We start from the raw sequence: 26,342 nt of genomic DNA, 5'->3' as shown, positions 1-26,342 counted from the left end.
CAGATGACCACCTTGCGGAAGCCCCCGGTCCGGTCGCACCGGACGCCTGCACCGAAGATGAACCTCGCCGACATCGTCGAGACCCTGGCCGACGGACGAGTCCCGGTGCGCTTCACCGCCTACGACGGCAGCGCCACCGGGCCCGAGAACGCCGAGATCGGGCTGCACCTGACCGCCCCGCGCGGCACCACCTACCTCGCCACCGCACCCGGCGACCTGGGCATGGTCCGCGCCTACATCGCCGGCGACCTGCAGATCAGCGGCGTGCACCCGGGTGATCCCTACCCCGTGCTGCGCACGATGATGGACGACGTCAAGCTGCAGCGCCCCTCGCCCGCCGTGCTCGCGCAGATCACCCGGTCGCTGGGCTGGGAGCTGCTCAAGCCGGTGGCCCCGCCGCCCCAGGAGACCTTGCCGCGCTGGCGGCGCATCGCCAACGGGCTGCGGCACTCCAGGACCCGCGACGCCGAGGCGATCAGCAAGCACTACGACGTCTCCAACGCCTTCTACGAGCACGTCCTGGGCCCGTCCATGACCTACACCTGCGCCACCTACGCCACCCCGCAGACCTCGCTGGAGGACGCCCAGGAAGCCAAGTACCAGCTGGTCTTCGACAAGCTCGGCCTGCAGCCCGGCATGCGGCTGCTGGACATCGGCTGCGGCTGGGGCGGCATGGTGCGCTTCGCGGCCCGCCGCGGCGTGCACGCCATCGGTGCCACGCTCTCGGCCCAGCAGGCGCAGTGGGCGCGCGAGGCGATCGCGGCCGAGGGGCTGACCGAGCTCGCCGAGGTGCGGTTCATGGACTACCGCGACGTGCCCGAGACCGGCTTCGACGCCATCTCCTCCATCGGCCTCACCGAGCACATCGGCATCGACCAGTACCCGGCCTACTTCGCCACCCTGCGCGACACGCTGCGCCCGGGCGGACGCCTGCTCAACCACTGCATCACCCGCCCGCACAACGACCGGCGAGTGAAGACCGGCCAGTTCATCGACCGCTACGTCTTCCCCGACGGCGAGCTGATCGGCTCGGGCACCATCATCAGCGAGATCCAGGACGTCGGCCTGGAGGTGCGCCACGAGGAGAACCTGCGGGAGCACTACGGGCTGACCCTGCGCGACTGGAACCGCAACCTGGTGGAGCACTGGGACGAGTGCGTGACCGAGGTCGGCGAGGGCACCGCCAAGCTGTGGGGGCTGTACATGGCCGGGTCCCGGCTCGGCTTCGAGCGCAACGTGGTGCAGCTGCACCAGGTGCTGGCGGTCAAGGTCGGCGAGAAGGGCGACGCGGCCGTGCCGCTGCGCCCGTGGTGGAGCGGTTAGCCCGTGCAGATCACCGAGCTGCTCGACGTCAGGACCTGGCGGGCTTTCGACGTCGACGACTCCGGCCGCGTGCTGGCCGGCTGGGACGACTCCGGGTCGGTCCAGCTGGTGGAGCTGTCGCCGGACGGCCCGCCCACCGTGCTCACCGACCTGCCCGGGTCGTGCTCGGGGCGCTACCTGCCCGGGGAGCGCACCATCGTGGTGCAGCACGACGACGGCGGCAACGAGCGTGCCCAGCTGTCCTTGCTGCACCCCGACCGTGCGTGGGAGGACGGGAGCCTCGAGCTGACGCCGCTGGTGCACGACCCGGACTACATCCACTCCCTGGCCGGGGTGCTGCCCGGTCGGGTGGTCTACCGGACCAACCGTGGCAACGGGGTGGACTTCGAGGTGGTGCTGCGCAACGTCAGCAGCGGCGTCGAAGAGGTCGTCTACTCCGGCGGTGGCAACGTCTCCTCGGTGGCGGTGTCGCCAGACTCCCGCTACACCCTGGTGGTGCTGGTGGGGGCGCAGCCGGTGTCCACCCAGCTGGTGCTGGTGGACACCCTGGCCGTCACCGCCGACCAGCGGGTGCGGGCGCTCACCGCCGCCGACGAGCACGCGGCCTACGAGAACGCCCACTGGCTGCCGGACTCCTCGGGCTTCGTGCTCACCAGCAACCACGGCCGGGACCTGGCCGCCCTCGCCCGCTACGACGTGCACGACGAGCGGTTGACGTGGCTGGTGACCGACGACGAGCACGAGCTGACCGGCTGGCTGTCCCCCGACGGCGCCACCCTGCTGGTGGAGCGCAACGCCGAGGGCTGGAGCGAGCTGGCGCTGCACGACGGGCGCACCGGCGAGCACCTGCGCGACCTGGCCCTGCCCACCCCGGGCGTGGTCACCTCGCCCTACCCCGACCCGCGGTTCAGCCCGGACGGGGCGACGGTGGTGCTGTCGCTGGCGGCGCCGTCGGTGCCCGGTGACGTGCTGGTGCTGGACGTGGCGACCGCGGAGATCCGTGCGCTCACCGACTCCGGAGCCGCGCTGGACGGGCCGGTGTCGGTGCCGCAGGTGCACCGGGTGCCGGCCGCCGACGGCGAGCAGATCCCCTGCTTCACCTATCCCCCGACGGCACCAACGGCGCTGGCCGGCTCGGCGGTGCTGGTGGTGCACGGCGGCCCGGAGGGGCAGAGCCGCCCGCTGTTCAGCCCCGTCGTCGTGGCGCTGACCGCCGCCGGGCACACCGTGGTGGTGCCCAACGTGCGCGGCTCGGCCGGCTACGGCAAGCGCTGGGTGTCGCTGGACGACGTGCGCCTGCGGCTGGACTCGGTGGCCGACCTCGGCGCGATCCACGACTGGTTGCCCACCGTGGACTGCGACCCGGCTCGGGCCGCGCTCTACGGCGGGTCCTACGGCGGCTACATGGTGCTGGCCGGGTGCGCGTTCCAGCCCGAGCGCTGGCGCGCCGGCGTGGACATCGTGGGCATGTCCTCGCTGGTGACGTTCCTGGAGAACACCTCGCCGTACCGGCGGGCGGCGCGGGAGCGCGAGTACGGGACGCTGGAGCACGACCGCGAGTTCCTCGAGCAGGCGTCACCGCTGAGCCGCATCGACGACATCCAGGCCGCGCTGCTGGTCATCCACGGGGCCAACGACCCCCGGGTGCCGCTCAGCGAGGCTGAGCAGCTGCACGACGCGCTGACCACCCGTGGGGTGGAGTGCGACCTGCTGGTGTACCCCGACGAGGGTCATGGGCTGGCCAAGCGGGTGAACCGGATGGACGCCTACCCGCGCGCGGTGGAGTTCCTGGCCAAGCACCTGGCCTGAGGGACAGCTCGGCGGAGGGTCCGCTCGGCCCGCCGCTCAGCGGGGGTCGAGCGGGCGGGCACCGAGCTCGGCGGCCAGCAGCTCCAGGGCGACCTCCTCGGGGTCACGTCGGCCGGCCGGGTCACCCAGGTCGCCGCTGGCGGCCTCGGCGAGCATCGCCTCCTCGTCCAGCGGCTCGGGCTCCGGGGCGTGGCGCCCTGCGTCGTCGGGGTCGTCGGGGTCGCTCGGGCCGTCAGGCAGTGGCACCTCGTCGGCCGGCGCCGCCTGCCCGGTGGAGCCACCGGAGGGACGGGTGAAGCGCGGCGGGGCGGCGGGGGCCTGGCGCTGCGCGGCGGCGGGCGGCGCCGCCGGGGCAGCGGCCGGCTCGCCACCGGTCTCGCACACCACCACCCAGTCGACCCCCAGCACGTCGCGCAGGGCCGCGGAGACCACCGCGGAGTTGCGGGACTCGGTGAGCCGCTTGGCCAGCGGCGCGGAGTCGTGGCCGAGCACCAGGGTGTTGCCGTCGAGGCGGCGCACGGTGGCGCTGGAGAGCATCACCTCGGTGGTGCGGCTGCGCTCGCGGACGGCGGAGCGGACCTCCGACCACACGGTGCGCACGGTGGCGGCGTCGGGCTGCCCGGCCACCGGACCGGCAGCCGCGGGCGCCTCCGGTGCTGGCGCGGCGGGGGCTGGGGCGGCGGGTGCTGGGGCGGCGGGTGCTGGGGCGGGTGCCCGGCGCTCGGGTGCGGCCGGGGGCTGCGCCTGCTTGGCCTGGGCTGCCGGGGGTTGGGCTGCCGGTGGCGTGGGCGCTTGCCGGGGCGCGGCCGGGGCCGACTCGGCCGCCGGCTCGGGGCGGCGCACGGGCGCCGGCTGCGGGGCGGCCGCCGGGGCGGGCGCGGCGACCGGACGCTCGGCCACCGCAGGCTCGGGCTCGGCGGCCGCAGGCGCAGGAGCGGCGGCGGGAGCGGGCGCGGCGGCCGGCTCGATGCGGCGGGAGGGCCGCTGGAACGCCGGCTCGGCGGGCGCGACCTGGTCGGTCTCCTCGGTGGGCGGGGTGATGACCATGCGCCGCTCCACCCGCTCGAGGCGGTGCAGCACGGCCGACTCGGCGTCCGAGGCGGAGGGCAGCAGCATCCGCGCGCACATCACCTCGAGCAGCAGCCGCGGGGAGGTGGCCCCACGCATCTCGCCCAGTCCGCTGTGGATGATCTCGGCGTAGCGGGCGAGGGTGGCCCCGCCCAGGTGCTCGGCCTCGTCGCGCATCCGCTCCAGCACGTCGCCGGGTGCCTCCACCAGACCGCGCTCCCCGGCGTCGGGCACCGCGCGCAGCAGGATCAGGTCACGCACCCGGTCGAGCAGGTCGACGGCGAAGCGGCGCGGGTCGTGCCCGGCGTCCACCAGCGTCTGCACGGTGCCGAACAGCGCGGCCCCGTCGTCGGCGGCCAGCGCGTCCACCGCGTCGTCGATGAGCGCGACGTCAGTGACCCCGAGCAGGGCCAGCGCCCGCTGGTAGGTGACGCCCTCGGGTCCGGCCCCGGCCAGCAGCTGGTCCAGCACGCTCAGGGAGTCGCGCGGCGAGCCGCCGCCGGCCCGGATCACCAGCGGGTACACCGCGGCGTCCACCTGCACCTGCTCCTGCTGGCAGATCCGCTCCAGCAGACCACGCATGGTGGCCGGGGGCAGCAGCCGGAACGGGTAGTGGTGGGTGCGCGAGCGGATGGTGGCGAGCACCTTCTCCGGCTCGGTGGTGGCGAAGATGAAGACCAGGTGCTCCGGCGGCTCCTCCACGATCTTCAGCAGCGCGTTGAAGCCCTGCGTGGTGACCATGTGCGCCTCGTCCACGATGAAGACGCGGTAGCGCGAGGAGGCGGGGGCGTAGAAGGCGCGGTCGCGCAGCTCGCGGGCGTCGTCCACCCCACCGTGGCTGGCGGCGTCGAGCTCCACCACGTCGAGGGTGCCCGCCCCACCGGGGGCCAGGCCGATGCAGGACTCGCAGACCCCGCACGGGGTGGCCGTGGGACCCTGCTCGCAGTTGAGCGAGCGGGCCAGGATGCGGGCCGAGGACGTCTTGCCGCAGCCGCGCGGGCCGGAGAACAGGTAGGCGTGGTTGATGCGGCCGGACGTCAGCGCCACGCTGAGCGGCTCGGTGACGTGCTCCTGGCCGACGACCTCGGCAAAGGTCGCCGGACGGTACTTGCGGTAGAGGGCCACGGGGTGAGGGTACCGGCGCGCACTGACAGCCATCAGTCAGCAGCAGCACACCGCCGCTGTGACCTCGGCCGGGCCCGGGTGCTCAGGCGGTCAGGTCAGGAGCTGAGCAGCTTCTCCGCCGCCGCCAGCAGCACGCAGGTGGCCAGCCCGTCGATGGCCACCCGCAGCTCCTCGACGCCGGGGTAGGTGGGGGCGATGCGGATGTTGCGGTCGTGCGGGTCGTCGCCGTAGGGGAAGGCCGCACCGGCCGGGGTCATGGCGATGCCGGCGTGCTTGGCCAGCGCGATCACCCGGGAGGCGGTGCCGTCGAGCACGTCCAGGCTGACGAAGTATCCACCGGCGGGCTCGCTCCAGCTGGCGGCCTTGAGCTCACCGAGGCGGTTCTCCAGGATCTCCAGCACCAGGGCGAACTTTGGGGCCAGGATCTGGCGGTGGCGCTCCATCAGCGCGCGCACGCCGTCCGGGCTCTGCAGGAACTGCGCGTGCCGCAGCTGGTTGACCTTGTCCGGGCCGATGCTCTGCGCGGCCAGGTGCTTGAGGTACCAAGACACGTTGGCCGACGAGCCGCCCAGGAAGCTGACCCCGGCGCCGGGGAAGGTGATCTTGGAGGTGGAGGCGAAGACCAGCACCCGGTTGGGGTTGCCCGCCTCGGCGCACAGGCCCACCACGTCCACCGGCTCCGCCGGGCTGTCGGTGAGGTGGTGCACCGCGTAGGCGTTGTCCCAGTACAGCCGGAAGTCGGCGGCCGCAGTGGGCATCTTGGCCAGCTGCGCGACGACCTCGGGCGAGCAGACCGTGCCGGTGGGGTTGGCGTAGGTGGGCACCAGCCACATGCCCTTGATCAGCGGGTCGGCGGCGACGAGCTGGGAGACCAGCGCCATGTCCGGGCCGTCCTCGCGCATCGGCACGGGGATCATCTCGATGCCGTAGCGCTCGCAGATGGCGAAGTGCCGGTCGTAGCCGGGCGCGGGGCAGAGGAACTTGACGCGCGGGTGCTGGCTCCACGGGCGCTCGGAGTCGGGCGTGCCGTGCAGCAGCGAGAAGATGATCGAGTCGTGCATCAGCGTCAGGCTGGAGTTGCCCGCCGCGATGAGCTGGTCGACGGGGACGCGCACGAGCGGTGCGAAGATCTCGCGGATCTCCCGCAGCCCCTGCAGGCCGCCGTAGTTGCGGACGTCGGTGCCGTCGGCGGAGCGGTGGTGCTCGACGCCGGGCAGCTCCAGCAGCTCCTTGGACAGGTCCAGCTGCTCGGGACCGGGCTTGCCACGGGTGAGGTCGAGCGACACCGCCTTGGCGACGAGCTCCTCGTAGGCCGGGCGCTGGGCGTCTCGCAGGTCCGCGAGCTCGTGCTGACCGAGCGTCGTCAGTGACATGTACCCGTTGCCCTTCCGTGGTGGCCGATGGTCCAGACATGAAGGGGACCCCGCGCACCCGGCAGAGCCCGTTGACCCTTGCTGCCTTCCGGCCCTGGGGGAGTTCACAGGATGGACGCCGCGCGGGGTCCGTGGATCAGTGTAGCCGCAGGGGGCGATTGGGTTCGACGCCCGTCGCCCGGTAGAGTCCCCCTCGGAGGATTCGCCTAGTGGCCTATGGCGCTCGCCTGGAACGCGGGTTGGGTTAACGCCCTCAGGGGTTCAAATCCCCTATCCTCCGCCACGAACGACGTGAGCCCCGACCAAGCGGTCGGGGCTCACGTCGTTTCTGCAAATCCGTCACATCCGGCGGGCCGTGGTGTAGGGCAGGTACTTGATCGGCGTGTACTGCACGCCCTGGCCCTCGGTCGGGGCGTTGAGCACGTTGCCGTTGCCGTCGTAGATGCCGACGTGCGTGACCGGGCTGTAGAAGAACACCAGGTCGCCGGCCTGCAGGTTGCTCTTGTCCACGTAGGTGCCCACCTTGGCCTGGTCGGCCGCCACCCGTGGCAGCGTCACCCCGACCTGGCGAAACGCCCACGACGTCAGCCCCGAGCAGTCGAACACGGTGGGGCCGTTGCCGCCCCACACGTAGCGGGCACCCAGCTTGGTGTGCGCGACGGCCAGGGCGCGCTTGCCCTTGGACTCAGCCGCCGGCGGGGGGCTGGGGGTGGCGGCCGCACCCACCACCCGGGTGGTGTTGCTGGCCGCGGTCCAGATGACCGACCCGCCCTGGAAGTCGGTGCGCCGCCCCTCGGCCACCACGTACTCGTCGCTGGTGGGGAAACCCAGCGCGCTGGTCTCCCAGCCCAGCCCGGCCCACCGCTCGCGAATGGCGCCGCGCACCTCGTGCGCACCGGTGGCCGGCGACCAGTAGATGCTGCCGCCCTGGAAGTGGTTGAACGCGCCCGCCTTGGTGGGGGTGCCGGCCTCGCCGGTGGTGGGGAACCCGAGCGCGCCGCCCTCCCAACCAAGCGCGGCCCACTTGTCCCGGATGGAGCCGTGCACCTCGCGGACCCCGGTGCCCGGCGACCAGTACAGGCTGCCGCCCTGGAAGTGGTTGAACGCCCCGAAGACGCGCGGGGTGAAGGCCTCGTCGGTGGTGGGGAAGCCCAGGAACGAGCCGGTGGCTCCGGCGGCGGTGTAGCCGTCCCGGATCAGGCCCTTGACGCTGTGCGCCCCGGTGACCGCGCTCCAGTAGACGGTGCCTCCGCCAAAGCCGGTGGCCCGCCCACCGGGCACCGCGTGCTCGTCCTTGGTGCAGGTGCCGAGGAACGACCTCTCCGCTCCCACGCCCTGCCAGTAGGCGCCGATGGCCCCGTAGGGCTGGCACGCCGGTGCGGCCTGCGCCGCCGCGGGCTGGAGCCCGGCTCCCGTCATGGTCGCGGCAGCGACGGCGGCCAGCACCGCCACGCTGCGCAGGCGGTCGGTGAGACCCATCTGCAGTGTTTCCTTCCACGCTTGCCCAGCAGGCGTCCTCGCACGGTGGGGCAGCCGTCGGCGTGCACGCCGGCAGCGGGAAGCAGGTCGCCAGCGGCACGTGTCAGCCTCGGCAGCCCCTGTCCACGACCCCCGGAGGTCTTCACCTCCGACGAGGAGCTCACCGTTCCCATCGCCCAGCGGCCGGCGAACCTGAGCGCCGCGTCCCAATCGGCCGGCACCAGCCGTCACCGGCTGCTGTGCGCCGCCCGCCACCCGGCCCGGGCGTACCCCGCGGCCAGGGTCACCACGCAGGACCCGGCCAGCGCCCACTTGGTGGTGCTGGCCACGCCGGTCGCGGTGATCACCGGCGGGGTGATCGCCTCGCGGTGGTCGAGCAGGTACAGGTGCGCCACGTTCTCCGCGTAGTCGCAGGCCGCGGCCACCCACGGCGCCACCAGCAGCGCCGTGCGCACCCGCGGTGGCAGCGCCACCAGCTCGTCCAGCTTGAGCGTGCTGGCGGTGAGGCTGCAGCCGTAGATCACCGGGTGCACCATGTCCGGCGGCAGGTGCGAGCGGTAGCGCGCCAGCTGCCCCTCGTCCCAGCCGTCCACGATGGACCGGAACGTGGGCGCCGAGGTGGTCAGCTGCAGCCGGAACAGGTCCTTGGTCATTGGCCCCAGGCGGCGGCCGATGAAAGTCTGCGAGGCCAGGTACAGCGCGTTGAGCCCGAGGGCGGCAGCGGTGCGCGAGTTCATCCGACCACCCTGGCCGCCGGGGCGGGCCTCCACAAGGGCTCGTTCAGCGCCGCCCCGCAGCGGCGTCCCATACTGGCCGCGCCCGTGAATCTCGGCGAGCCCCAAGGGAGATCTGACGTGAGCGACGAGCGACTGGTGGCCGACGTGGTGGTTGAGCGGATGCGCAGCTGGGGCGTGCCACGGCTGTTCGGCTACCCCGGCGACGGTGCCAACCCGCTGATGGCCGCGCTGCGCCGGGCGGGCGACGACCCGGAGTTCGTGCAGGCCCGCCACGAGGAGAACGCCGCGCTGATGGCGGTGGGCCACGCCAAGTACACCGGGCAGGTGGGCGTGGTGATGACGACGCAGGGCCCGGGCGCGGTGCACGTGCTCAACGGCCTCTACGACGCCAAGCTCGACCACGTGCCGGTGGTGGCCCTGGTGGGGCAGCAGAACCGCTCCATCATCGGCTCGCAGTACCAGCAGGAGGTGGACCTTCAGCGGCTCTTCGCCGACGTCGCGGCCCGGTTCTGCCAGACCGCGCTCACCGCCGAGCAGGTGCCGATGCTGCTGGACCGCGCCTTCCGCACGGCGCTGACCACCCGGACCCCGACGGTGGTGGTGCTGCCGCACGACGTGCAGCAGCTGCCGGCCCCGGACCTGCCGCACGCCCACGCCATCATGGTGACCACGCCGGTGTGGCGCCGCCCGGTGGCCGTCCCCAACGCCGACGACCTCGCGGCCGCCGCCGAGGTGCTCAACGCCGGCGAGCGGGTGGCGCTGCTGGTGGGCCAGGGCGCCCGGGACGCGCAGGCGGAGGTGCTGGCGGTGGCGGAGCGGCTCGGCGCCGGCATCGCCACCAGCCTGCTGGGCAAGCCCTACGTGGACGAGGACCACCCGCTGGTGGCCGGCACCATGGGCCACCTCGGCACCACCGCCAGCGCCCACGTGCTGGGCGAGTGCGACACCCTGCTCGTGGTCGGCTCCAACGACCCGTGGACGGAGTACTACCCGCCGCCGGGGCAGGCCCGGGCGGTGCAGGTGGACGCCGCCAGCGAGCACCTGGGCAACCGCTACCCCATCGAGGTGCCGCTGGCCGGTGACGCCGCGGCCACCCTCACCGCCCTGCTGCCGCTGCTGCACGAGCGCACCGACCACGCCTGGGAGCGCAGCGTCCGCGCCGACGTCGCCGCCTGGCACCAGGTCAGCGCCGACCGGGCGCAGGTCCCCGCCCGCCCGGTGAACCCCGAGCTGGTGGTGCGGACGCTGTCGGCGCAGCTGCCCGCTGATGCACAGGTGAGCGTGGACGTCGGCTCGGTCGTCTACTGGTACGCCCGGCAGCTGCGCCTGCCCCCAGGGGTTCCCGCGCACCTGTCCTCCACCCTGGCCTCGATGGGCTCGGCCCTGCCGTACGGCATCGCCGCCAAGCTGGCCCACCCCGACCGCCCGCTGGTCGCCCTGGCCGGGGACGGCGCCATGCAGATGAACGGCCTGGCCGAGCTGATCACGGTGGCGCGGATGTGGCCACAGTGGACGCACCCCGGGTTCGTGGTGTGCGTGCTGCACAACGAGGAGCTGGGCGAGGTGACGTGGGAGCAGCGCGAGATGGAGGGCGACCCGCGGTACGAGGCCAGCCAGGCGCTGCCGTCGTTCCCCTACGCCGGCTACGCCGAGCTGTTGGGGCTCACCGGAATCCGCGTCACTGACCCGGCCGAGCTGAGCGACGCCTGGAGCCAGGCGCTGGCCGCGCAGCGCCCCGTGGTGCTGGAGGTGCTCACCGATGCCGACGTGCCGCTGCTGCCGCCCTACCCCGCCGGCGCGGAGAAGCTGGCGAAGTTCCGTGCCGGCCTCGAGCAGGAGCCGAGCAGCGAGCACGCCCGTGAGCTGCTGGAGATCTACCGAGCCATGGAGGACGCGCTCACCGAGCAGCGCCAGGCGCGCAGCTGATCAGCGCCAGCGGGCGGTGGCCGTGCAGGTGCCTGGCGCCACGTCGGTGAGCCCGCCGTCGATCACCTGCACCGGCTGCCGGGTGCGCTCGTGCGCCCACCGGGCAGGGGTGGGCTGCTCGATCACCACGGGGAACCCGGCCGTGGCCCACGCCGCCCGGCGCCGGTCGTCCATCCGGTAGAGGGCCAGCTGCGCGGCGTGCCCGGCCGCGGCGGCGGCCTTGCCCAGCGACAGCGGGGGCTCGGCGCACAGCGTCACTACCACCGGTCCGTCCACCACCGCCTCGACCTCGGCCCGCGCGTCCGGGTCGGCCAGCTCGCTGCCGGCCAGCTGCAGCTTGGCGATGGGAGCGGGGATGGCGTCGGTGGCGCACGGCACGAAGGCCCGCACCTGCGCGCCCTGCACCTCGGCGGTCACCCCGGGCAGGGACTGCACCGCCTGCCACGCCGCCCCGCGGGCGCGGCGGGAGTGCTTGCGGATGCGCCCGTCGGTCCAGCGCACCACCTCCGGCGCCCACTCACCCCCGGTGCGAGCCCGGGGGTCGTCCAGCAGGGTGGCCACGGCAGTGGCCGAGGCCGCGCACACCGCCGAGCGGGTGGGTGGGTCGGCCTTCTCGATGCGGGTGACCAGCTGCATCACCCACGGCGCCTGGCCCTCGGGGTCGGCGTCACCGCTGGGCTCGATGAGCTCGCCGCCGTCCTCGGCGAGCTCGCCCTCCGCGGGATCAGTCATGCGTCGTCTCCTCCTGGTGCGCCCGGCCGGCCGGTCACCATGCTGCCCGGCACCACTCACGGCGCGCCCACCCCACCCTTGACAAAGGCTCAGTGCGTGTAAAGATGATTGACACCTAGATCTTTTTTGTTCACCTTCTGGTCATCAGGGGGTGCCGTGTACAGCAGGAGGCTCACCGTGACCACCACCCCCCACGCCGCCCACCCCCGCGAGACCCGCCCCAAGGACCCGGCGGACATCTCCTCCACCGCGTTCTGGTCCAAGACCGCGGCCGAGCGGGAGACCACCTTCGCCGAGCTGCGCGCCGAGCGGCCGGTGAGCTGGCACGCCCCCATCGAGGGCCTGATGTTCGAGGACCCCAACGACCAGGGTTTCTGGGCCGTCACCCGGCACGCCGACCTCATCGAGGCCACCAAGCGGCACGAGGACTTCCTCTCCGGTGAGGGCATCCTGATGGAGTCCATGCCCCAGGAGCTGTTGGACACCGCACAGGGCTTCATCGCGATGGACCCACCGCGGCACACCAAGATCCGCCGGCTGCTCACCTCCGCCTTCACCCCCAGGCAGCTCGACCGGATCAACGGCCAGATCGACGCCAACGCCGCCGCCGTGGTGGACGGCATCGCCGCCAAGGGCTCGGTGGACTTCGTCGCCGAGGTCGCAGCGCTGGTGCCCATGCACAACATCTGCGACATGATGGGCGTGCCGCAGGAGGTGCGCGCCAAGGTCGCCCACGAGGCCCAGTTCGCCGGCAGCTGGAACGACCCCGAGCTGTTGGACGGCGCGGAGCCACTGCCCCGGCTGTTCGAGGCGTCGGGCTACATCTTCGAGGTGGCCAGCGACCTCATCGCCCAGCGGCGCCGCAAGCCCGAGGCTGACCTGATGACCAACCTGGTGCAGGCCGAGGTGGACGGCGAGCAGCTGACCGACGAGGAGATCATCAGCTTCTTCGGCCTGCTCACCGTGGCCGGCAACGACACCACCCGGCAGAGCCTGAGCCACACCATGAAGGCGCTCACCGACTTCCCCGACCAGCGGGAGTGGCTGATGGCGGACTTCGACGGCCGGATCAAGCCCGCGGTGGAGGAGATGGTGCGCTGGGCCACCCCGATCATGACCTTCCGCCGCACCGCCGCCCGCGACTGCGAGCTGAACGGTGCGCAGATCACCGCCGGCGACAAGGTGGTGCTGTTCTACGCCTCCGCCAACTGGGACACCGAGGTCTTCGACCACCCCGAGCGCCTGAACCTGGGCCGCAACCCCAACCCGCACATCGCCTTCGGCGGCGGCGGCATCCACCACTGCCTGGGCGGCCAGCTCGCCCGCCGCCAGATCACCGCCACCTGGCGGGAGCTGCTGCACCGGCTGCCTGACATCGCGGTGAGCGGTGAGCCCAGCTACACGGTGAGCAACTTCTTCCACGGCGTGAACCACCTGCCGGTCACCTTCACCCCCGAGCGCCGCCCGGCGTGAGCAGCAGCCAACCGCCGCTGGTCGTCGTCGGCGCCTCGCTGGCCGGGCTGCGGGCGGTGGAGGCGGCGCGGCGCACCGGCCACACCGGGCCCATCACCCTCCTCGGCGCCGAGGAGCACCTGCCCTACGACCGTCCGCCGCTGTCCAAGGCATTCCTGGACGCCGACGGCAGCACCGCGCCCAGCAGCTACCGCACCCGCGAGCAGCTGGCGGAGCTGGACGTGGACCTGCACCTGGGCAGCCCCGCCACCGCGCTGGACCCCGCCGGCCACCGCGTGCAGGTCGACGGGCAGTGGCTGGACTACGCCGCGGCAGTGATCGCCACCGGCGCCACCGCGCGCACCCTGCCCGGGGAGCAGCTGGCTGGGGTACACACCCTGCGCACCCTCGACGACGCCCGCCAGGTGCGCGCGGCGCTGGACGCGGGGGCACAGACCGTGGTGGTCGGTGGCGGGTTCATCGGCTCGGAGGTGGCCTCGGCCGCCGCCCGGCGCCAGGTGGACGTCACCGTGGTGGAGGCCGCCCCGCTGCCGCTGGTGCGGGCGGTGGGCGCGGAGATGGCCCAGGCCTGCGCCGACCTGCACCACCGGTACGGCACCCGGCTGCTGTGCGGGTCCGGGGTGCAGCGGCTGGTGGGCACCGACCGGGTGGAGGCCGTGGTGCTCGAGGACGGCACCCACCTGGACGCCGACCTGGTGGTGGTGGGCATCGGGGCGCAGCCGGCCACCGGCTGGCTGGCCGGCTCGGGGCTGACGCTGGACGACGGCGTGGTGTGCGACCCCACGCTGCGCGCCGCCGACGGGGTGTACGCCGCCGGCGACGTCGCCCGCTGGGTGAACCCGCTGTTCGGCACCAGCATGCGCCTGGAGCACTGGACCAACGCCACCGAGCAGGCGGGCACCGCCGCCCGCAACGCCCTGGACCCCGCCAGCGCCACGGAGCACCGCGCGGTGCCCTACTTCTGGTCGGAGTGGTACGGCAACAAGCTGCAGATGGTGGGTGTCGCCGACGGTGACGAGGTGCACGTGGTGGGTGGGCCGGACGCGCTGGCCGGCGACCAGTGGGTGGCGCTGTTCCGTCGCGGCGACCAGCTCACCGGGGCGCTCACGCTGAACCTGCCCGGCAAGACCATGAAGTACCGCGCCCGCATCGCCGCCGGGGGCAGCTGGGCGGACGCGCTCGACTTTGCCGGTGCCCGGTAGCCCGCCAGGCCCTGCCCCGCGCGTGGGCCGGCGCGAGCCGGCTCCGTAGGGTCTCCAGCGTGTCGGCCGACTCGCTCCGGGTGTCCTACCGCCAGCACCTGCGTGCCCAGGCGCTGGCCGCCGCGCACGCCCTCACCGCCGAGAAGGGGTGGGACCGAGTTCGGGTGAGCGAGGTCGCGGCCGCGGTCGGCACCTCCCGCACCACCCTCTACAACGAGTTCGGCGACAAGCAGGGCCTGGGCGAGGCGCTGGTGCTGCAGGAGGCCGACCGCTTCCTCACCGGCATCCGGGACGCGCTCGACGCCCACCCCGACGACGTCCGCACCGGCATCACCGCCGCGGTGCAGCACACCATGGACCAGGCCGCGGCGAGCCCGCTGCTCAAGGCGGTGCTGACCAGCCCGCGAGCGGCCACGCAGGCCGAGACCGTGCCGGAGGCGCACCGCGACGGCGGGATCCTGCCGCTGCTCACCACGTCCATCTCGCTGCTCGAGCTCGCCTCCGACCAGCTGGTCAGCTGGCTCACCGAGCACCTGCCCGACGTCACCGACGCGGACGCCAGGCACGGCATCGACGCCGTCGTCCGGCTCACCGTCAGCCACCTGGTGCTGCCGGCCGCCGACAGCGCCGAGACCAGCCACCAGGTCGCCGAGGTCGCGATCCGCTACTTCCGCCTCTAGCCGGCCCGCGGCGGCAGGCGGTGCAGCACCACGTCGCTGAGCACCCCGCCGCCCACCTGGGCTGTCAGGTAGGTGCAGTGCGGCTGACGGCGGCGGTCGGTGGGCGAGCCGGGGTTGAGCACGCGCAGCCCGTCGTGCTCGCCGTCCCAGGGGATGTGGCTGTGGCCGAAGACCAGGACGTCGACGTCGGGGTACAGCGCCCGCATGCGCTGGTCGCGCCGGGTGCTCGGTCCGGTCTCGTGCACCACCGCGAAGCGCAGGCCGCCCAGCTCCACCCGGGCCACCTCGGGCAGGCGGGCCCGCAGCTCGGCGCCGTCGTTGTTGCCCCACACCCCGACCAGCCGGCGGGCCCGCTGCTCCAGCTCGTCCAGCGCCTGCGGCACCACCCAGTCGCCGGCGTGGATCACCACGTCGGCCCGGTCCACCTCCGCCCACACCTGCTCCGGGAGCGCGCGGGCCCGCTTGGGCAGGTGGGTGTCGGCGATGATCAGCAGCTGCACGGGAGGAGTTCCTGCACCGGTCAGCCTCCGTGCGGGCGGACGCCCAGCCGCTGCAGCTCCAGGGTGCCCAGCGCCTCCAGGGTCTGCTGGTCCACGCCGGCCGGGCGCGACTGCAGCACCGCGCCCAGGGCACCCACCGGCGCCCGGCCCGCCGCGCGCAGGCCCAGCACCTGCAGGCCCTCCCGGCTGCCCCGGAGCACGCTGGCCGCCTGGGCGTCGTTGGCCCAGCGCAACCGGTTGACCACCCACCAGACGAGCACCACCCCGACACAGAGGACCAGCACGAGGGCGTAGAGCATGGTGGCGGTGGTCCCGACCGCGCTCTGCGCGCTGCGCCCCACGGCGACCAGGTCGGTGCCGGCCTCGCCGGCGGTGCGCAGCGGCGAGGCGAGGGTGCCGCCCAGCAGCGGCACGCTGCCGAGGATGGCGCTGGCGTCGCCCAGCTCGTTGTTGAGCTTGGTGCCGGCCGCCTCGGCGCGGCGGGCCGTGTCCTGGACGTCGAGCACCCGTTCCCGCAGCATCCCGGCGAGCACGATCCACACCACGCACCACAGCAGCACCCCGAGGTCGCTGATCACCTGGCGCGAGCGACGCTCAGGGACCTCCGAGTACAGCGACCAGGATCGCGCCGGTGCGGCAACAGGTGTCGTCATGGCAGGCATCTTGTCGCACAACCAGCGGGTGAGCCCGTTGCCACGGGTCAGAGACGCACGCCGAGCCGGGCCCGCAGCGCGTCCGCCACCAGCTCCGCGTCGTCCATGCCGATCAGCAGGGTGTCGAAGCGCTGCCCGCTCAGCCGCACCCGCACGGCCGGCTGCCCGCGCCGCACCGAGACCATGGTGCGCTCACCCTTGTGGCGCCAGGTGCCGATGGCTCGCAGCCCCGGCAGCCCCAGCCCGGGGGCGCGCAGGCCGCGCAACGCCTTGAGGCCGTTGGGCACCAGCTCGACGTCTCGCACGGACGAGGCGGGCACCTGGAGGTTGCGCAGCAACCCGCCCACGTGCTCGCCCACGTTCAGCCGTACCCGCAGGATGCTGTCGGACAGAACGATCGTTGCCATGCAAGCCATTCTGTCACGCGAGTCCTGCCGTCACGGCTTGTCGGCGAGCTCCTTGGCGTACTTGTCGGCCATGTGGCTGACGGCGCTCCACTGGGCGTCGGCGTGGCTGTCGCGCACTCCGGTGGCGTAGGCCTTGGCGGCCAGGGTGGACTCGGCGTGGCTGCGGCCCGGGCCCTGGAAGTGCGGCATCACGTGCTGGGCGACCAGCTCGTAGGAGCGGCGGGTGGCCTCGGGGTTGGCCCACTCGTGGCTGAGCAGCAGCATGGCGCCGAAGCCGCCGGACTGCTCCTGCAGGCGCTGCACCTGGGCGCGGGCGTCGTCGGGCGTGCCGATGACCCCCACCCCGTGGTCGTTGATGAAGTCGATCATCTCGCGGACGTCACCGCCCTCCACCCCCATCTGCGGGAACGCCGCCACCTTCTGGAAGTACCTGAACCACTGCTCGATCCCGTGCTCCACGTCGCGGTAGGCCTGCTCACGGGTCTCGGCAACGTGCATCAGCCCCACCAGGCGCCACTTGTCCCGGTCCGGCGGGGGCTGGTGGAAGTGCGCCGCCCGCTCCTGCACCACGCCCCAGTGCAGCGCGAGGGCGTCGAAGCCGTCCTGGGTGAGCGTGGCCCCGATGGACAGCAGCCCCACGCCGTAGCGCCCGGCCAGCCGGGGACCGGTGGGCGAGGCGACTGCGGCGACGGCGATGTCGAAGCAGGGCTCGGAGTAGGGCCGCAGCTGCAGCCGGGCGTCCACCAGGTTGTGGGTGGCGGTCTGCTCGGTGACCGTCTCGCCGGCCAGCAACCGCATGATGATGTCGATGTTGACGTCGAGCAGCTCGCGCGTGTCGGTGGGGTTGAGCCCGATCATCGCCGAGTCGGTGGGCAGCGAGCCCGGGCCGACGCCGAGCATGCTGCGGCCCCGGGTGAGGTGATCGAGCAGCACCATGCGGTCAGCCACCCACAGCGGGTTGTGGTAGCTGATGGAGGTGACGCCGGTGCCCAGCTTGATGCGCCGGGTGCGCTCGGCGGCGGCGGCGATGAAGATCTCCGGCGAGGCGATGATCTCGCTGCCCGCGGAGTGGTGCTCGCCGATCCAGGCCTCGTCGTAGCCCAGGTCGTCGAGGTGCTGGACGAGGCGCAGGTCCCGCTGCAGCGCCAGCGTCGGGTTCTCCCCCGCGGGGTGGAACGGGGCCAGGAACGTGCCGAACCGCAGCTTGCTCATGGTGTGCCTCTCCCGCGCTCATCACCGTTGACGAAGGTCAAATGTAACCTGCGTCACACCACGCGGCCAGCGGAAGGCGGCCGTCGCTCAGGCCATGGTCTTGGCTCCGTCCAGCGACTCGCGGATGATGTCGGCGTGCCCGGAGTGCTGGGCCGTCTCGGCGATGAGGTGCAGCAGCACCCGGCGCCCGGTCCAGCTCAGGCCCTGGGGGAACCACGGGGCGTCGGGCAGCGCCTGGGCGGTGTCCAGGTCGGGCAGCGAGGCGGCGAGCGCCTCGGTGCGGCGGGCAGTCTCCTCGTAGCCGTCGAGCAGCCCGGCCAGGGTGTCGCCCTCGACCATCTGGAAGCCGTCCGCCCACTGCGCCGTGCCGCCACCCATCATCGCGGCCGCACCCTCGGTGAGGAAGCTGGCCCACTGCCGCTCGGTGGCGGCGACGTGCTTGATCAGCCCGCCCAGGGTCAGCGTGCTGGCGGTGGTCCGCTGGGCGGCCTGCTCGTCGGTGAGGTCGCGGACGGTGTGCCGCAGGAACTGCCGGTGCTGGGCCAGGGTGCCCAGCAGCTCAGCCAGCTCTCCTCCGGCCGGGGCGGGGTTGACTGACAGGTCGCTCATGACGTTCTCCTCGGGTCCGGGCGGGAGTCCTCTGGGGCGAGGTCTCTGGGGCCTTTCCCAAGGTAGGAGACAGCACCGACAGAACTGTGACTGCCCGCACATCGCCCCGACCCCGGCCCGTAACACGTAGGCCCTGATGGCGTAACTGTCGCGGGATACCTTCGCCCGCATGGACACAACGGCACGCCGAGGCGGCACGACGACCTCGGTGCAGGAGCGCCCGGTGGTGCTCGAGACCCCCGCTGTCAGTGCGACCCGACGGGTGGAGGCGACGCTGGACAGCCTCGCGCTGCGCGAGCGTCCCGAGGCCTGGATCGCGCTGCGCCCGCCCGCCGAGCTGCTCGCGGAGGCGGCCGAGGTGGACGCCCGGGTGCAGGCGGGCGAGGTGCTGCCGCTGGCCGGCACGGTGTTCGGCGTCAAGGACAACATCGACGTGGCCGGGCTGTCCACCACCGCGGCCTGCCCCAGCTTCGCCTACCAGCCCACGGGCAGCGCACCGGCGGTGGCGCGGCTGGTGCAGGCCGGTGCCATCGTGGTGGGCAAGACCAACATGGACCAGTTCGCCACCGGGCTGGTGGGCACCCGCAGCCCGTACGGCGTGGTGCGCAACGCCCACGCCCCGGAGCGCATCTCCGGCGGTTCCAGCTCCGGGTCGGCCGTCGCCGTGGCGCTGGGCACCGTGGATTTCGCGCTGGGCACCGACACCGCAGGGTCGGGGCGGGTGCCGGCTGCGCTGCACGGCATCGTCGGGATCAAGCCCACCCTGGGCCTGGTGCCCTCCCTGGGCGTGGTGCCTGCGGCCCGCTCCTACGACACGGTCAGCGTCTTCGCCCCCACCCTGGCCGCGGCGGAGGCGGTCACGGCCGTGCTGTTCGGGCCCGAGGCCGCTGACCCCAGCTCACGCCCCTGGCCCACCGATGCCCCGCTGGCCGCACCTCCGGCGCCCAAGGTGGGGGTACCCGCCGCGGAGCAGCTGCTGCACCTCTCGCCCGCCCGGGTTCAGCGCTTCACCGAGACGGCTGAGCAGCTCCGCCAGGCCGGCGCCACGCTGGTGCTGGTGGACATCGCCCCGCTGCTGGAGGCGGCCACGCTGCTCTACAACGGTGCGCTGGTGGCCGAGCGCTATGCCGCGGTGGGCGCCTTCCTGGCCACCCAACCCGCTGACGCCGACCCGGTGGTGTCCTCCATCATCCTGGGCGCCCAGGACGTTCCGGCGCACGAGCTGGTGGCGGACCAGGGACGGCTGGCCGGCTTCGCCCGCCTGGCGCGTGCGGTGTTCGCCGAGGTGGACACGCTGCTGCTGCCCACCACCACCGAGAACCCCACCATCGCCGAGGTGCAGGCTGACCCGGTCGGGGTGAACAGCCGGCTGGGCACCTACACCAACTTCGCCAACCTGCTGGACCTGTGCGGGGTGGCGGTGCCCGCCGGCGAGGCCGACGGCGCCCCGTTCGGGGTGACGGTGCTGGCCCCGGCGTTCCACGACCGGGTGGCCGCTGACGTTGCCCACCTGCTCGACGGGAAGGGCAGCAACGACGTGGCGGTGGTGGGCGCGCAGCCCAGCCTGGAGCTGGTGGTGGTGGGCGCACACCTGGCCGGCCACCCGCTCAACCACCAGCTCATCGAGCGCGGTGCGCGCCTGGTGGGTCCGGTGCGCACGGCGCCGGAGTATCGCCTGCACGCCCTGCCCACCACCCCGCCCAAGCCGGGACTGGTGCACGACGCCGCCTGGGGTGCCGCCATCGCCGGGGAGAAGTGGCTGCTGCCACCGGCCGGGCTGGGCACCTTCCTGGCCGAGCTGCCCGAGCCGATGGTGCTGGGCACGGTGCGCCTGGACGACGGCTCGCAGTGCACCGGGTTCCTGTGCCCCAGCGAGGCGGCCGAGACCGGCCGCGAGATCACCAGCTTCGGCGGCTGGGTCGCGTACCTGGAGCGCGGCAGCACCCCCATGACCCCGTGAGCCCCGTGCCCCAGGCGCCGCGCTGAGCAGACACCGCCCGGGCCGGGGCGCGTGGGCGCTTGGGCACACTGGAGAGGGTGACGTCCCAGGCGGGCAGCACCGGCCCCGCAGAGCCTGCTGACCTCAGGCTGCGCAACGTCCTGGTGACGCTGCTGGCGGTGAACAGCGGCGCCACCGACGCCACCAGCTACCTGCTGCTCGGGGGTGTCTTCACCAGCGTGATGACCGGCAACATGGTGATCTTCGGGCTCTCCCTCGGCGACCAGGACTGGCCCACCCTCGGCAAGGCCGCCACCGCCATCGGCCTCTACGTCGTCGGCGCCCTCCTCGGCGGCTGGATGGTGGGGCTGGCCCGCAAGCCCGACGTGCTGTGGCCGCGGGCCGTCCAGCCCGCTCTGGCCGTGGAGCTGGCGCTGCTGGTGGTCTACGCGGTCGTGTGGTGGGCCGAGGACGGGCGCCCCGACCAGGGTGCGGCGCTGGCGCTGCTGGTCGCCAGCTGCCTCGCGCTGGGCATCCAGGCTGCCGCAGTGCAGCGCCTGGGGGTGCCCGGGCTGTCCACCACGTACCTCACCGGCACGCTCACCACGCTGGTGGTGCAGCTGGTCAACGGCCGGCGCGGTGAGCCGGCGCAGCGGGCTCTGCTGGCGCTCGGCGGGCTGGTCGGCGGTGCTGCACTCGCCGGGGCGCTGGTGCGCCACGCCCCCCAGGCGGTGCCGGCGGTGCACCTGGCCAGCCTGGGGCCGGTGCTGCTGGCCGGGGCGCTGAGCCGGCTCCGTCGGGTGCCGCGGCCCGCGGCCTGACGCCCCTCCGCTCGGGGCACGGCGTCCGGCACCGCAGCTGGGGGCGTCGCCAGCAGACGCCCCCAGCGGGACCCGGCCTACCCGGCCTTCGCCTGGAGCGCTCCCTGACCGAACTGTCCCCGGGGAACAGAACCCTCCGGCAGGGTGAGCTCCCCACTCTCCAGCCGCGTGCGCAGGTACTGGAACGACTGCGCGGTCTGGGCGAAGAGGTGCTCACCGGCCTTCAGCGCCGGACGCTCGCGGCCGTCAGCGGAGGCGAACTGGGGCAGCGGCGCCACCACCGTGTCGTAGTCGACGTTGAAGAAGAGCGGGAAGGAGTACCGCTCCTCCTGCACCTTGCGCACCCGGTGGGTGGTGGCGACGAACTCTCCCGCGGTCCACAGCTCGAGCAGGTCGCCGATGTTCACCACGAAGGTGTCCGGCACAGGTGGGACGTCGATCCACTCGCCGGCTCCGTTGAGCACCTCCAGGCCGGGTGCGGTGGGCTTGAGCAGGGTGAAGCACTCGTAGTCGCTGTGCGCCCCGATGCCCTCCACGTCCACCGCCTCGTCGTTGCGCCAGTAGTGCATCAGCCGCAGCTGGCTCGGCGTCTTGGTGGCCTTGGCGGTGAACAGCTCGGGGTCCTCGCCCAGAGCCACCGCGAACGCGCGCAGCAGCTGGTTCCCGACCCCGAGCACCGCGGTGTAGTAGGCGGTCACCGTCTCGGCGAAACCGGGGATGTCCGGCCAGGTGTTGGGCCCGAGCATGGGGTTGCCCGCCAGGTGGTCCGGGTCGTCGGCAGGCAGGTCGAGCGCAGAGTCGAAGGCCTCCTTCAGGTCCACCTTCGCCGGGTCGCCCTCCTCCCCCATCGGGACGTACCCGCGGTGGCACCGGGACAGCCCGATGTAGGTGCGCATCTTCTCCTCCAGCGGCCGGGCGAAGAAGTCCCTCGTCACCTCCACCAAGCTGTCGAACAGCGCCGGGTCGACCCCGGTGTTGCTCACGTAGAAGAAGCCCACCTCCCGGGAGGCACGGCCGATCTCGGCGACCACCGCCTGCTGCGCGTCGGGGTCGGCCGAGCGCAGGCCACCGATGTCGATGATGGGCACGGACTGGAACGACGTGGTCTTGCTCATGCCGGCACTTCTCCTTCTGGGTGGGCGACGAGACGGGAGTGGGAGTGAGCACCGACCGGGCCGAAGCGCTCGTGAAAGTGCTCGGTCAGCTCGGGCCAGACGTGCGGGTCGTGCCCGGGCACGAGGGTGAAGCCGCGCTCGGTGGCGAGGCGCTTGAGCCGCCGGATGGGCTCCACGGTCTCCTCGGGGGCCACCCCCACGAAACCGCCGATGGCCAGCTCGTGCTCGATGTTCTCGGTCAGGTCGGCGGCGTCGAAGGCGAAGACGAACCCGCCGCCGCCCACCGACTCGTCGAGCTCGACGGAGAAGCTCTGGTGGCCGGGGGTGTGCCCGTAGGTGGGCACGGCGTGGATGCCTGGGGCGATCTCGGCGTCCCCGTCGGCGAGCCGCCAGTCGATCCGCGGGTCGTCGAAGTCGATCCTGGCCATCGCGTGGCGCTCCGGCTCCGGGTGGTTAGACAGGCCGTACTCCAGCTCCCGCCGCTGGGCGTGCACCGGCACCTTGCCGGCAAACAGCTTGAGCCCACCGGAGTGGTCGTGGTGCAGGTGGCTGACGCCCACCGCGTGGATGTCGTCGACGTCCACCCCGATGTCGGCGAGCGCCTGCTCGACGGGCTCCCCCGTCGGGGAGATCACCGGGACGTAGTCCACGCCCGGGTAGAAGCGCTGGCGCAGGGCAGCGTCCCGGATGAGGGCGGTGTTGAAGCCCGTGTCCAGCAGCACCCACCCCCCGTCGGCCTGCAGCAGCACCCCGGGCACGGGCTCCCGCAGGCGCTCGTGAGCGGGCGCGCCGTGCACGGAGACCGACTTGGGCAGCTCTTCCCAGCCGAGGGTCAGCAGCACGATTCGACGAACCAGGTTTCCCATCGCTCAGCCCACCGTCAGCTCGGCCAGGCGCAGCGCCGTGGGGTTGGTGACGACGTGGGCCTTCTCCACGCCCTTGAGCCAGGACTGCGCGACGATGAAGTCGTTGATGTCGACGAAGTTGAGCCAGCAGCCCGTCTCCAGCGCCCTGGCGGCTGCGGTCGAGAACGCCTCGCTGGAGCCGGTCCGCTTGCCCTCCGTCAACGCGCTGGTGGTCTCTGGCGAGGAGCAGCCCAGGTAGTTCAGGCCACCGTCGGGGTCGTAGGTGATGTGCCCCCACGTGTAGGGCGAGGGGGCGTCCGGCCAGGCGCTCGAGGCGAAGAGCTCCGGCGCGTCCTTGCCCTTGGTGCCCACCCAGCCGTAGACCTCCGAGGAGGGATACCCCTGGACCTTGGCCGTGATCCCCATGCTCGCCAGCTGGGTAGAGACCAGGTTCGCCACCAGCTGGTAGTCCGGGTTGGACGAGTCATAGCCCACGGTGATGTTCTTCTGGTCCGAGGGCAGGCCTGCGGCCACCTTCGTCAGCGGCGCTGGATCATGGCGGACGGTCTGCAGCGCGAGCTGCGGGTCGATCATGTTCGGCGGGTAGACCTGCTTGGCCACCGTGCCCCGGCCGAAGTAGGTCTGCTTGACCAGGCTCTCCACGTCGATCGCCTGCTGCAGCGCGCGTCTGGTCGTGACGTCGGTGAACATGCCCTTGTTGGGGTTCACGTAGATGTTGCCGGACATCATGGTGGGCAGGGAGTAGCTGGTGAACCCGGTGTTCTTGCTGTACGACTCCACCGCTGACGAGGGCAGGTCGTGGGTGATGGCGGCTACCTGGCCGTTCTTGAACTGCAGCTGCTGCGCGGAGGTGTCGGTGAGGACGGGCAGCTCGACGTCGGTGAAGTACGGCTTCTTCCCCCAGTAGCCGGGGTAGGCCTTGAGCGCGTAGCGCGAGCCGACCTGGGCGTCGGAGAGCGTGTAGGGGCCGGTGCCGACGTCGTGGGTCTGCAGGTAGGTCTGGGCGTGGTCGGAACCGGCGTGCTGGGCCAGCGCCGTCGGGCTCATCATGCGGGGGCCGTAGGGCGAGGCGAGGTAGTCCAGGAACGCGGAGTTGGGCTCGGCCAGGGTGATGGTGGCCCGGTAGTCGCCGTCGGTGGTCACCGTCGCGACGTCGGCCACCATGTACGCCGGTCCCTGGTTCACCGCGAGCCGCCGGTCGAAGGACGCCTTGATTGCCGCGGCGGTGAAGGGGGTGCCGTCGTGGAAGGTGACGCCCTGGCGCAGCTCGAAGCTGAACACCCGGTTGTCCGGCGAGGCAGTCCAGGAGGTGGCCAGCAGCGGCTCGAGCACCGGCTTCTCGGTGCCTGCCTTGAACTGGAGCAGCCCCTCGTAGGTGTTGGTGGTGAGCATCAGGCCCTGACCCGCGTAGTAGATGTCCGGGTCCGGGGGCTGGCCGATGTCCTGCAGGAACGACAGCTTGAGCACCGTGTCGGTGGGAGCGGCGTTGGGTGCGCTGGACCCACCACCCCCGCACGCGGTGAGGGTGAGCGCCACCGCGGCGGCCATGGCGCCAGCGGCAAGGACGCGTCGCCGCGAGGAGATCAGTCCCGGTCGTCTTCTCACAGGCTTGCTCCTTCGAGGTGGGACAGGCTGAGGTTGTTGAACGCAGCGACGATCTCGTCGCTGGTGCGCACGGCACCGGTCTGCAGGTACTCCATGGCCTCGAGCGCGGCCGCGTGGCTGCGCTCCGACGAGCCACCCACGCAGTCGGAGACCACCCGGACGTAGAAGTCGCGCTGGTGGGCGTCGGCGAAGGTGTAGTGCACACAGACGTCGGTGAGCCCACCGACCAGGATCAGCGTGGATGCCCGCAGCCCGCGCAGCACGATCTCGAGCTCGGTGCCGATGAACCCGGAGTAGCGCCGCTTGACGATGTGGAACTCGTCCTGCCGTGGTCGCAGGCTTGGCTCCAGCGCGGTGCCCCGGGCACCCTCGATGCAGTGCGGACCCTCGGCGCCGTCCAGCTCGCGCCCGAAGTCGATCCCACTGGGGCGGTGCACCTCCTGGAAGAACACCACCGGGACGCCAGCGTCTCGGGCCGCCGCGAGCAGGCCCTCGACTCGGGCGACACGGTCAGCGTTGCCCCCCATCACCTCGATGCCCATCTCGTCGCCGGGCAGGCCGGCGCCCTCCTGCATGTCGACGACCACGAGCACGGGATTTCCCACTATCAGGGGCTGAGCTGGCACGGCAGTCTCCTCTGGTTGTCGGCGGAAGAGCAGGGGGAAGGGGAGGTCGAGGGGAGTCAGACCTTGATGCGGGGATCGGCGGCCGCCTGGAGCAGGTCGACGACCGCGTTGATGACGACGTAGACGGCGCCGAGGAGCAGGGTGACGCCGGCAATGGCGGGGAAATCGGCGACCGGGATGCTCTGGGCCACGTACTGCCCGATGCCGGGCCAGGCGAAGACCTGCTCCACGACCAGCACTCCGGAGAACATCAGCCCCAGCTGCAGGCCGGTCATCGCCAGGGAGGATCCGACGCAGTTGCGCAGCACGTGCTTGAACAGCACCCCCCGGCTGGACAAGCCCTTGGCGCGGCCGGTGCGGGCGTAGTCGCTCTCCAGGTCGGTGAGCAGGCTGGAGCGCAGCACCCGCCCGATCGCCACCGCGGGCCCGAGCGCGAGCGCCGTGGCCGGCAGCACCAGGTGTTGCAGCGCGTCGGCCACCACGTCCAGGCGCCCGGCCAGCAGCCCGTCGACGGTGAGCAGTCCGGTGGGGCCGTCCGGCAGGTCGGCCACGGACGAGCGGCCGGTGGCGGGCAGCCAGCCCAGCTGCTGGTAGAAGACGATGATCCCCACGATGCCGAGCAGGAACATCGGCGCCGCTGCCCCGGTGAACAGCACCACCCGGAGCACCTCGGCGCCGCGCCAGCGCAGCGTGGTGCTGAAGGCGAGCAGCATGGCCAGCAGCAGCGCGATGGTGATGCCGGCCAGTGCCAGCTCGAGCGTGGCGGGCACGAACGACAACAGGTCGGTGCCCACTGGGCGGCGGGTGCGGAAGGACGTCCCGAAGTCACCCTGCACCACCGCGACCAGGTAGTTCCAGAACTGGGTGGTGAGCGGCAGGTCGAGCCCCAGCTCGTGCCGGCGGGCCGCCACGGCGTCCGCAGATGCCTGTGCGCCCAGCTGGGCGTGCACCGGGTCGAGGCTGGAGACGCTCTGGAGCACGAACATCACCCCGGTGAGGACCACCAGGATCAGCACCATCGCCGAGAGGCGCTTGAGCACGAAGGCAGGCACGGCGGGTCCT

At 72.7% G+C, this 26,342-nt stretch carries 23 protein-coding genes, 1 tRNA gene and 1 other RNA gene; 9 read left to right on the top strand and 16 right to left on the bottom strand.

Annotated features, from left to right (window positions below; all coding sequences use genetic code 11):
* Positions 1-3 precede the first annotated feature (3 nt).
* Complete coding sequence (locus tag AC3YO9_RS05795) at positions 4-1,323, top strand: class I SAM-dependent methyltransferase (protein WP_489982435.1); 1,320 nt, start codon at positions 4-6, stop codon at positions 1,321-1,323.
* 3 nt (positions 1,324-1,326) lie between these two features.
* On the top strand, positions 1,327-3,132 hold the full coding sequence (locus AC3YO9_RS05790; RefSeq protein WP_489982434.1) for a S9 family peptidase: 1,806 nt from the start codon (positions 1,327-1,329) through the stop codon (positions 3,130-3,132).
* 36 nt (positions 3,133-3,168) lie between these two features.
* Here the strand turns inward: AC3YO9_RS05790 and AC3YO9_RS05785 are convergent, their stop codons facing one another.
* The 3 genes from AC3YO9_RS05785 to ffs all read right to left on the bottom strand — a co-directional run bounded on the left by AC3YO9_RS05785 (position 3,169) and on the right by ffs (position 6,832).
* Positions 3,169-5,325 (bottom strand): DNA polymerase III subunits gamma/tau, encoded by a 2,157-nt coding sequence (locus AC3YO9_RS05785; RefSeq protein WP_489982433.1) that lies wholly within the window; start codon positions 5,323-5,325, stop codon positions 3,169-3,171.
* Positions 5,326-5,420: 95 nt separating this feature from the next.
* Positions 5,421-6,698, bottom strand: coding sequence for an aspartate aminotransferase type Ic (locus AC3YO9_RS05780; RefSeq protein ID WP_489982432.1), 1,278 nt, complete (start codon positions 6,696-6,698; stop codon positions 5,421-5,423).
* 39 nt (positions 6,699-6,737) lie between these two features.
* An RNA gene (gene ffs, locus AC3YO9_RS05775) (signal recognition particle sRNA small type) lies at positions 6,738-6,832 on the bottom strand.
* A gap of 61 nt (positions 6,833-6,893) precedes the next feature.
* Between ffs and AC3YO9_RS05770 the strand changes: the two genes are divergently transcribed.
* Positions 6,894-6,981, top strand: a tRNA-Ser gene (locus tag AC3YO9_RS05770).
* Between the two features lie 56 nt (positions 6,982-7,037).
* On the opposite strand, the gene AC3YO9_RS05765 is transcribed toward AC3YO9_RS05770, so the two are convergent.
* The gene (locus AC3YO9_RS05765; protein WP_489982431.1) at positions 7,038-8,177 is read right to left on the bottom strand and encodes an NlpC/P60 family protein; all 1,140 of its coding nucleotides are present in this window, start codon (positions 8,175-8,177) and stop codon (positions 7,038-7,040) included.
* 227 nt (positions 8,178-8,404) lie between these two features.
* Positions 8,405-8,914, bottom strand: coding sequence for a hypothetical protein (locus AC3YO9_RS05760; RefSeq protein WP_127781761.1), 510 nt, complete (start codon positions 8,912-8,914; stop codon positions 8,405-8,407).
* 117 nt (positions 8,915-9,031) lie between these two features.
* Between AC3YO9_RS05760 and AC3YO9_RS05755 the strand changes: the two genes are divergently transcribed.
* Positions 9,032-10,840 (top strand): thiamine pyrophosphate-requiring protein, encoded by a 1,809-nt coding sequence (locus tag AC3YO9_RS05755; protein ID WP_489982430.1) that lies wholly within the window; start codon positions 9,032-9,034, stop codon positions 10,838-10,840.
* On the opposite strand, the gene AC3YO9_RS05750 is transcribed toward AC3YO9_RS05755, so the two are convergent.
* Positions 10,841-11,572, bottom strand: a complete 732-nt coding sequence (locus AC3YO9_RS05750; RefSeq protein ID WP_489982429.1) for a peptidyl-tRNA hydrolase — start codon at positions 11,570-11,572, stop codon at positions 10,841-10,843.
* 177 nt (positions 11,573-11,749) lie between these two features.
* Here AC3YO9_RS05750 and AC3YO9_RS05745 point away from each other — a divergent pair, with 177 nt between their 5' ends.
* From AC3YO9_RS05745 to AC3YO9_RS05735, 3 genes are read left to right on the top strand one after another with little or no spacing between them, the layout of a single operon-like run.
* On the top strand, positions 11,750-13,045 hold the full coding sequence (locus tag AC3YO9_RS05745; RefSeq protein WP_127781759.1) for a cytochrome P450: 1,296 nt from the start codon (positions 11,750-11,752) through the stop codon (positions 13,043-13,045).
* Positions 13,042-14,247, top strand: coding sequence for an NAD(P)/FAD-dependent oxidoreductase (locus AC3YO9_RS05740; RefSeq protein WP_127781758.1), 1,206 nt, complete (start codon positions 13,042-13,044; stop codon positions 14,245-14,247). Before AC3YO9_RS05745 ends, AC3YO9_RS05740 begins: the two co-directional genes overlap by 4 nt.
* A 59-nt stretch (positions 14,248-14,306) precedes the next feature.
* The gene (locus AC3YO9_RS05735; protein WP_127781757.1) at positions 14,307-14,927 is read left to right on the top strand and encodes a TetR/AcrR family transcriptional regulator; all 621 of its coding nucleotides are present in this window, start codon (positions 14,307-14,309) and stop codon (positions 14,925-14,927) included.
* Here AC3YO9_RS05735 and AC3YO9_RS05730 read toward each other — a convergent pair.
* From AC3YO9_RS05730 to AC3YO9_RS05710, 5 genes are all read right to left on the bottom strand, one after another.
* Positions 14,924-15,427 carry a metallophosphoesterase family protein gene (locus tag AC3YO9_RS05730; RefSeq protein WP_489982428.1) on the bottom strand — a complete coding sequence of 168 codons (504 nt, stop codon included), beginning with the start codon at positions 15,425-15,427 and terminating at the stop codon, positions 14,924-14,926. The genes AC3YO9_RS05735 and AC3YO9_RS05730 overlap by 4 nt on opposite strands.
* Positions 15,428-15,447: 20 nt before the next feature.
* On the bottom strand, positions 15,448-16,080 hold the full coding sequence (locus AC3YO9_RS05725; protein WP_127781755.1) for a hypothetical protein: 633 nt from the start codon (positions 16,078-16,080) through the stop codon (positions 15,448-15,450).
* 47 nt (positions 16,081-16,127) lie between these two features.
* Complete coding sequence (locus tag AC3YO9_RS05720) at positions 16,128-16,487, bottom strand: hypothetical protein (RefSeq protein WP_127781754.1); 360 nt, start codon at positions 16,485-16,487, stop codon at positions 16,128-16,130.
* 30 nt (positions 16,488-16,517) lie between these two features.
* Complete coding sequence (locus tag AC3YO9_RS05715) at positions 16,518-17,699, bottom strand: LLM class flavin-dependent oxidoreductase (RefSeq protein WP_489982427.1); 1,182 nt, start codon at positions 17,697-17,699, stop codon at positions 16,518-16,520.
* Between the two features lie 87 nt (positions 17,700-17,786).
* On the bottom strand, positions 17,787-18,308 hold the full coding sequence (locus AC3YO9_RS05710) for a DinB family protein (protein ID WP_127781752.1): 522 nt from the start codon (positions 18,306-18,308) through the stop codon (positions 17,787-17,789).
* Positions 18,309-18,477: 169 nt separating this feature from the next.
* Between AC3YO9_RS05710 and atzF the strand changes: the two genes are divergently transcribed.
* A complete protein-coding gene (atzF, locus tag AC3YO9_RS05705) occupies positions 18,478-20,268 on the top strand; it encodes an allophanate hydrolase (protein ID WP_489982426.1) in 1,791 nt (596 codons plus the stop codon).
* A gap of 77 nt (positions 20,269-20,345) precedes the next feature.
* Positions 20,346-21,068, top strand: a complete 723-nt coding sequence (locus tag AC3YO9_RS05700; RefSeq protein ID WP_489982425.1) for a YoaK family protein — start codon at positions 20,346-20,348, stop codon at positions 21,066-21,068.
* 77 nt (positions 21,069-21,145) lie between these two features.
* Here AC3YO9_RS05700 and AC3YO9_RS05695 read toward each other — a convergent pair whose 3' ends face one another.
* The 5 genes from AC3YO9_RS05695 to AC3YO9_RS05675 form a co-directional block, all read right to left on the bottom strand.
* Positions 21,146-22,183, bottom strand: coding sequence for an isopenicillin N synthase family dioxygenase (locus tag AC3YO9_RS05695; protein ID WP_127781749.1), 1,038 nt, complete (start codon positions 22,181-22,183; stop codon positions 21,146-21,148).
* A complete protein-coding gene (locus AC3YO9_RS05690) occupies positions 22,180-23,049 on the bottom strand; it encodes an N-acyl homoserine lactonase family protein (RefSeq protein ID WP_489982424.1) in 870 nt (289 codons plus the stop codon). The genes AC3YO9_RS05695 and AC3YO9_RS05690 overlap by 4 nt, the downstream gene beginning before the upstream one ends.
* Before the next feature lie 3 nt (positions 23,050-23,052).
* Positions 23,053-24,654 (bottom strand): ABC transporter substrate-binding protein, encoded by a 1,602-nt coding sequence (locus AC3YO9_RS05685; protein ID WP_489982423.1) that lies wholly within the window; start codon positions 24,652-24,654, stop codon positions 23,053-23,055.
* The gene (locus AC3YO9_RS05680) at positions 24,651-25,247 is read right to left on the bottom strand and encodes a cysteine hydrolase family protein (protein WP_489982422.1); all 597 of its coding nucleotides are present in this window, start codon (positions 25,245-25,247) and stop codon (positions 24,651-24,653) included. The genes AC3YO9_RS05685 and AC3YO9_RS05680 overlap by 4 nt, the downstream gene beginning before the upstream one ends.
* 89 nt (positions 25,248-25,336) lie before the next feature.
* On the bottom strand, positions 25,337-26,332 hold the full coding sequence (locus tag AC3YO9_RS05675) for an ABC transporter permease (RefSeq protein WP_127781746.1): 996 nt from the start codon (positions 26,330-26,332) through the stop codon (positions 25,337-25,339).
* Between the last annotated feature and the right edge of the window lie 10 nt (positions 26,333-26,342).

The organism is Rhodococcus sp. Z6_132 (genome assembly GCF_058133635.1).
This window is presented reverse-complemented; position numbering and strand designations above follow the sequence as displayed.

Excerpts from the sequence above, each read along its gene's own strand:
- AC3YO9_RS05795 (WP_489982435.1), top strand. The coding sequence starts at position 4 with ATGACCACCTTGCGGAAGCCCCCGGTCCGGTCGCACCGGACGCCTGCA.
- AC3YO9_RS05780 (WP_489982432.1), bottom strand. The coding sequence starts at position 6,698 with ATGTCACTGACGACGCTCGGTCAGCACGAGCTCGCGGACCTGCGAGAC.
- AC3YO9_RS05765 (WP_489982431.1), bottom strand. The coding sequence starts at position 8,177 with ATGGGTCTCACCGACCGCCTGCGCAGCGTGGCGGTGCTGGCCGCCGTC.
- AC3YO9_RS05760 (WP_127781761.1), bottom strand. The coding sequence starts at position 8,914 with ATGAACTCGCGCACCGCTGCCGCCCTCGGGCTCAACGCGCTGTACCTG.
- AC3YO9_RS05750 (WP_489982429.1), bottom strand. The coding sequence starts at position 11,572 with ATGACTGATCCCGCGGAGGGCGAGCTCGCCGAGGACGGCGGCGAGCTC.
- AC3YO9_RS05725 (WP_127781755.1), bottom strand. The coding sequence starts at position 16,080 with ATGACGACACCTGTTGCCGCACCGGCGCGATCCTGGTCGCTGTACTCG.
- AC3YO9_RS05720 (WP_127781754.1), bottom strand. The coding sequence starts at position 16,487 with ATGGCAACGATCGTTCTGTCCGACAGCATCCTGCGGGTACGGCTGAAC.
- AC3YO9_RS05715 (WP_489982427.1), bottom strand. The coding sequence starts at position 17,699 with ATGAGCAAGCTGCGGTTCGGCACGTTCCTGGCCCCGTTCCACCCCGCG.
- AC3YO9_RS05710 (WP_127781752.1), bottom strand. The coding sequence starts at position 18,308 with ATGAGCGACCTGTCAGTCAACCCCGCCCCGGCCGGAGGAGAGCTGGCT.
- atzF (WP_489982426.1), top strand. The coding sequence starts at position 18,478 with ATGGACACAACGGCACGCCGAGGCGGCACGACGACCTCGGTGCAGGAG.
- AC3YO9_RS05695 (WP_127781749.1), bottom strand. The coding sequence starts at position 22,183 with ATGAGCAAGACCACGTCGTTCCAGTCCGTGCCCATCATCGACATCGGT.
- AC3YO9_RS05690 (WP_489982424.1), bottom strand. The coding sequence starts at position 23,049 with ATGGGAAACCTGGTTCGTCGAATCGTGCTGCTGACCCTCGGCTGGGAA.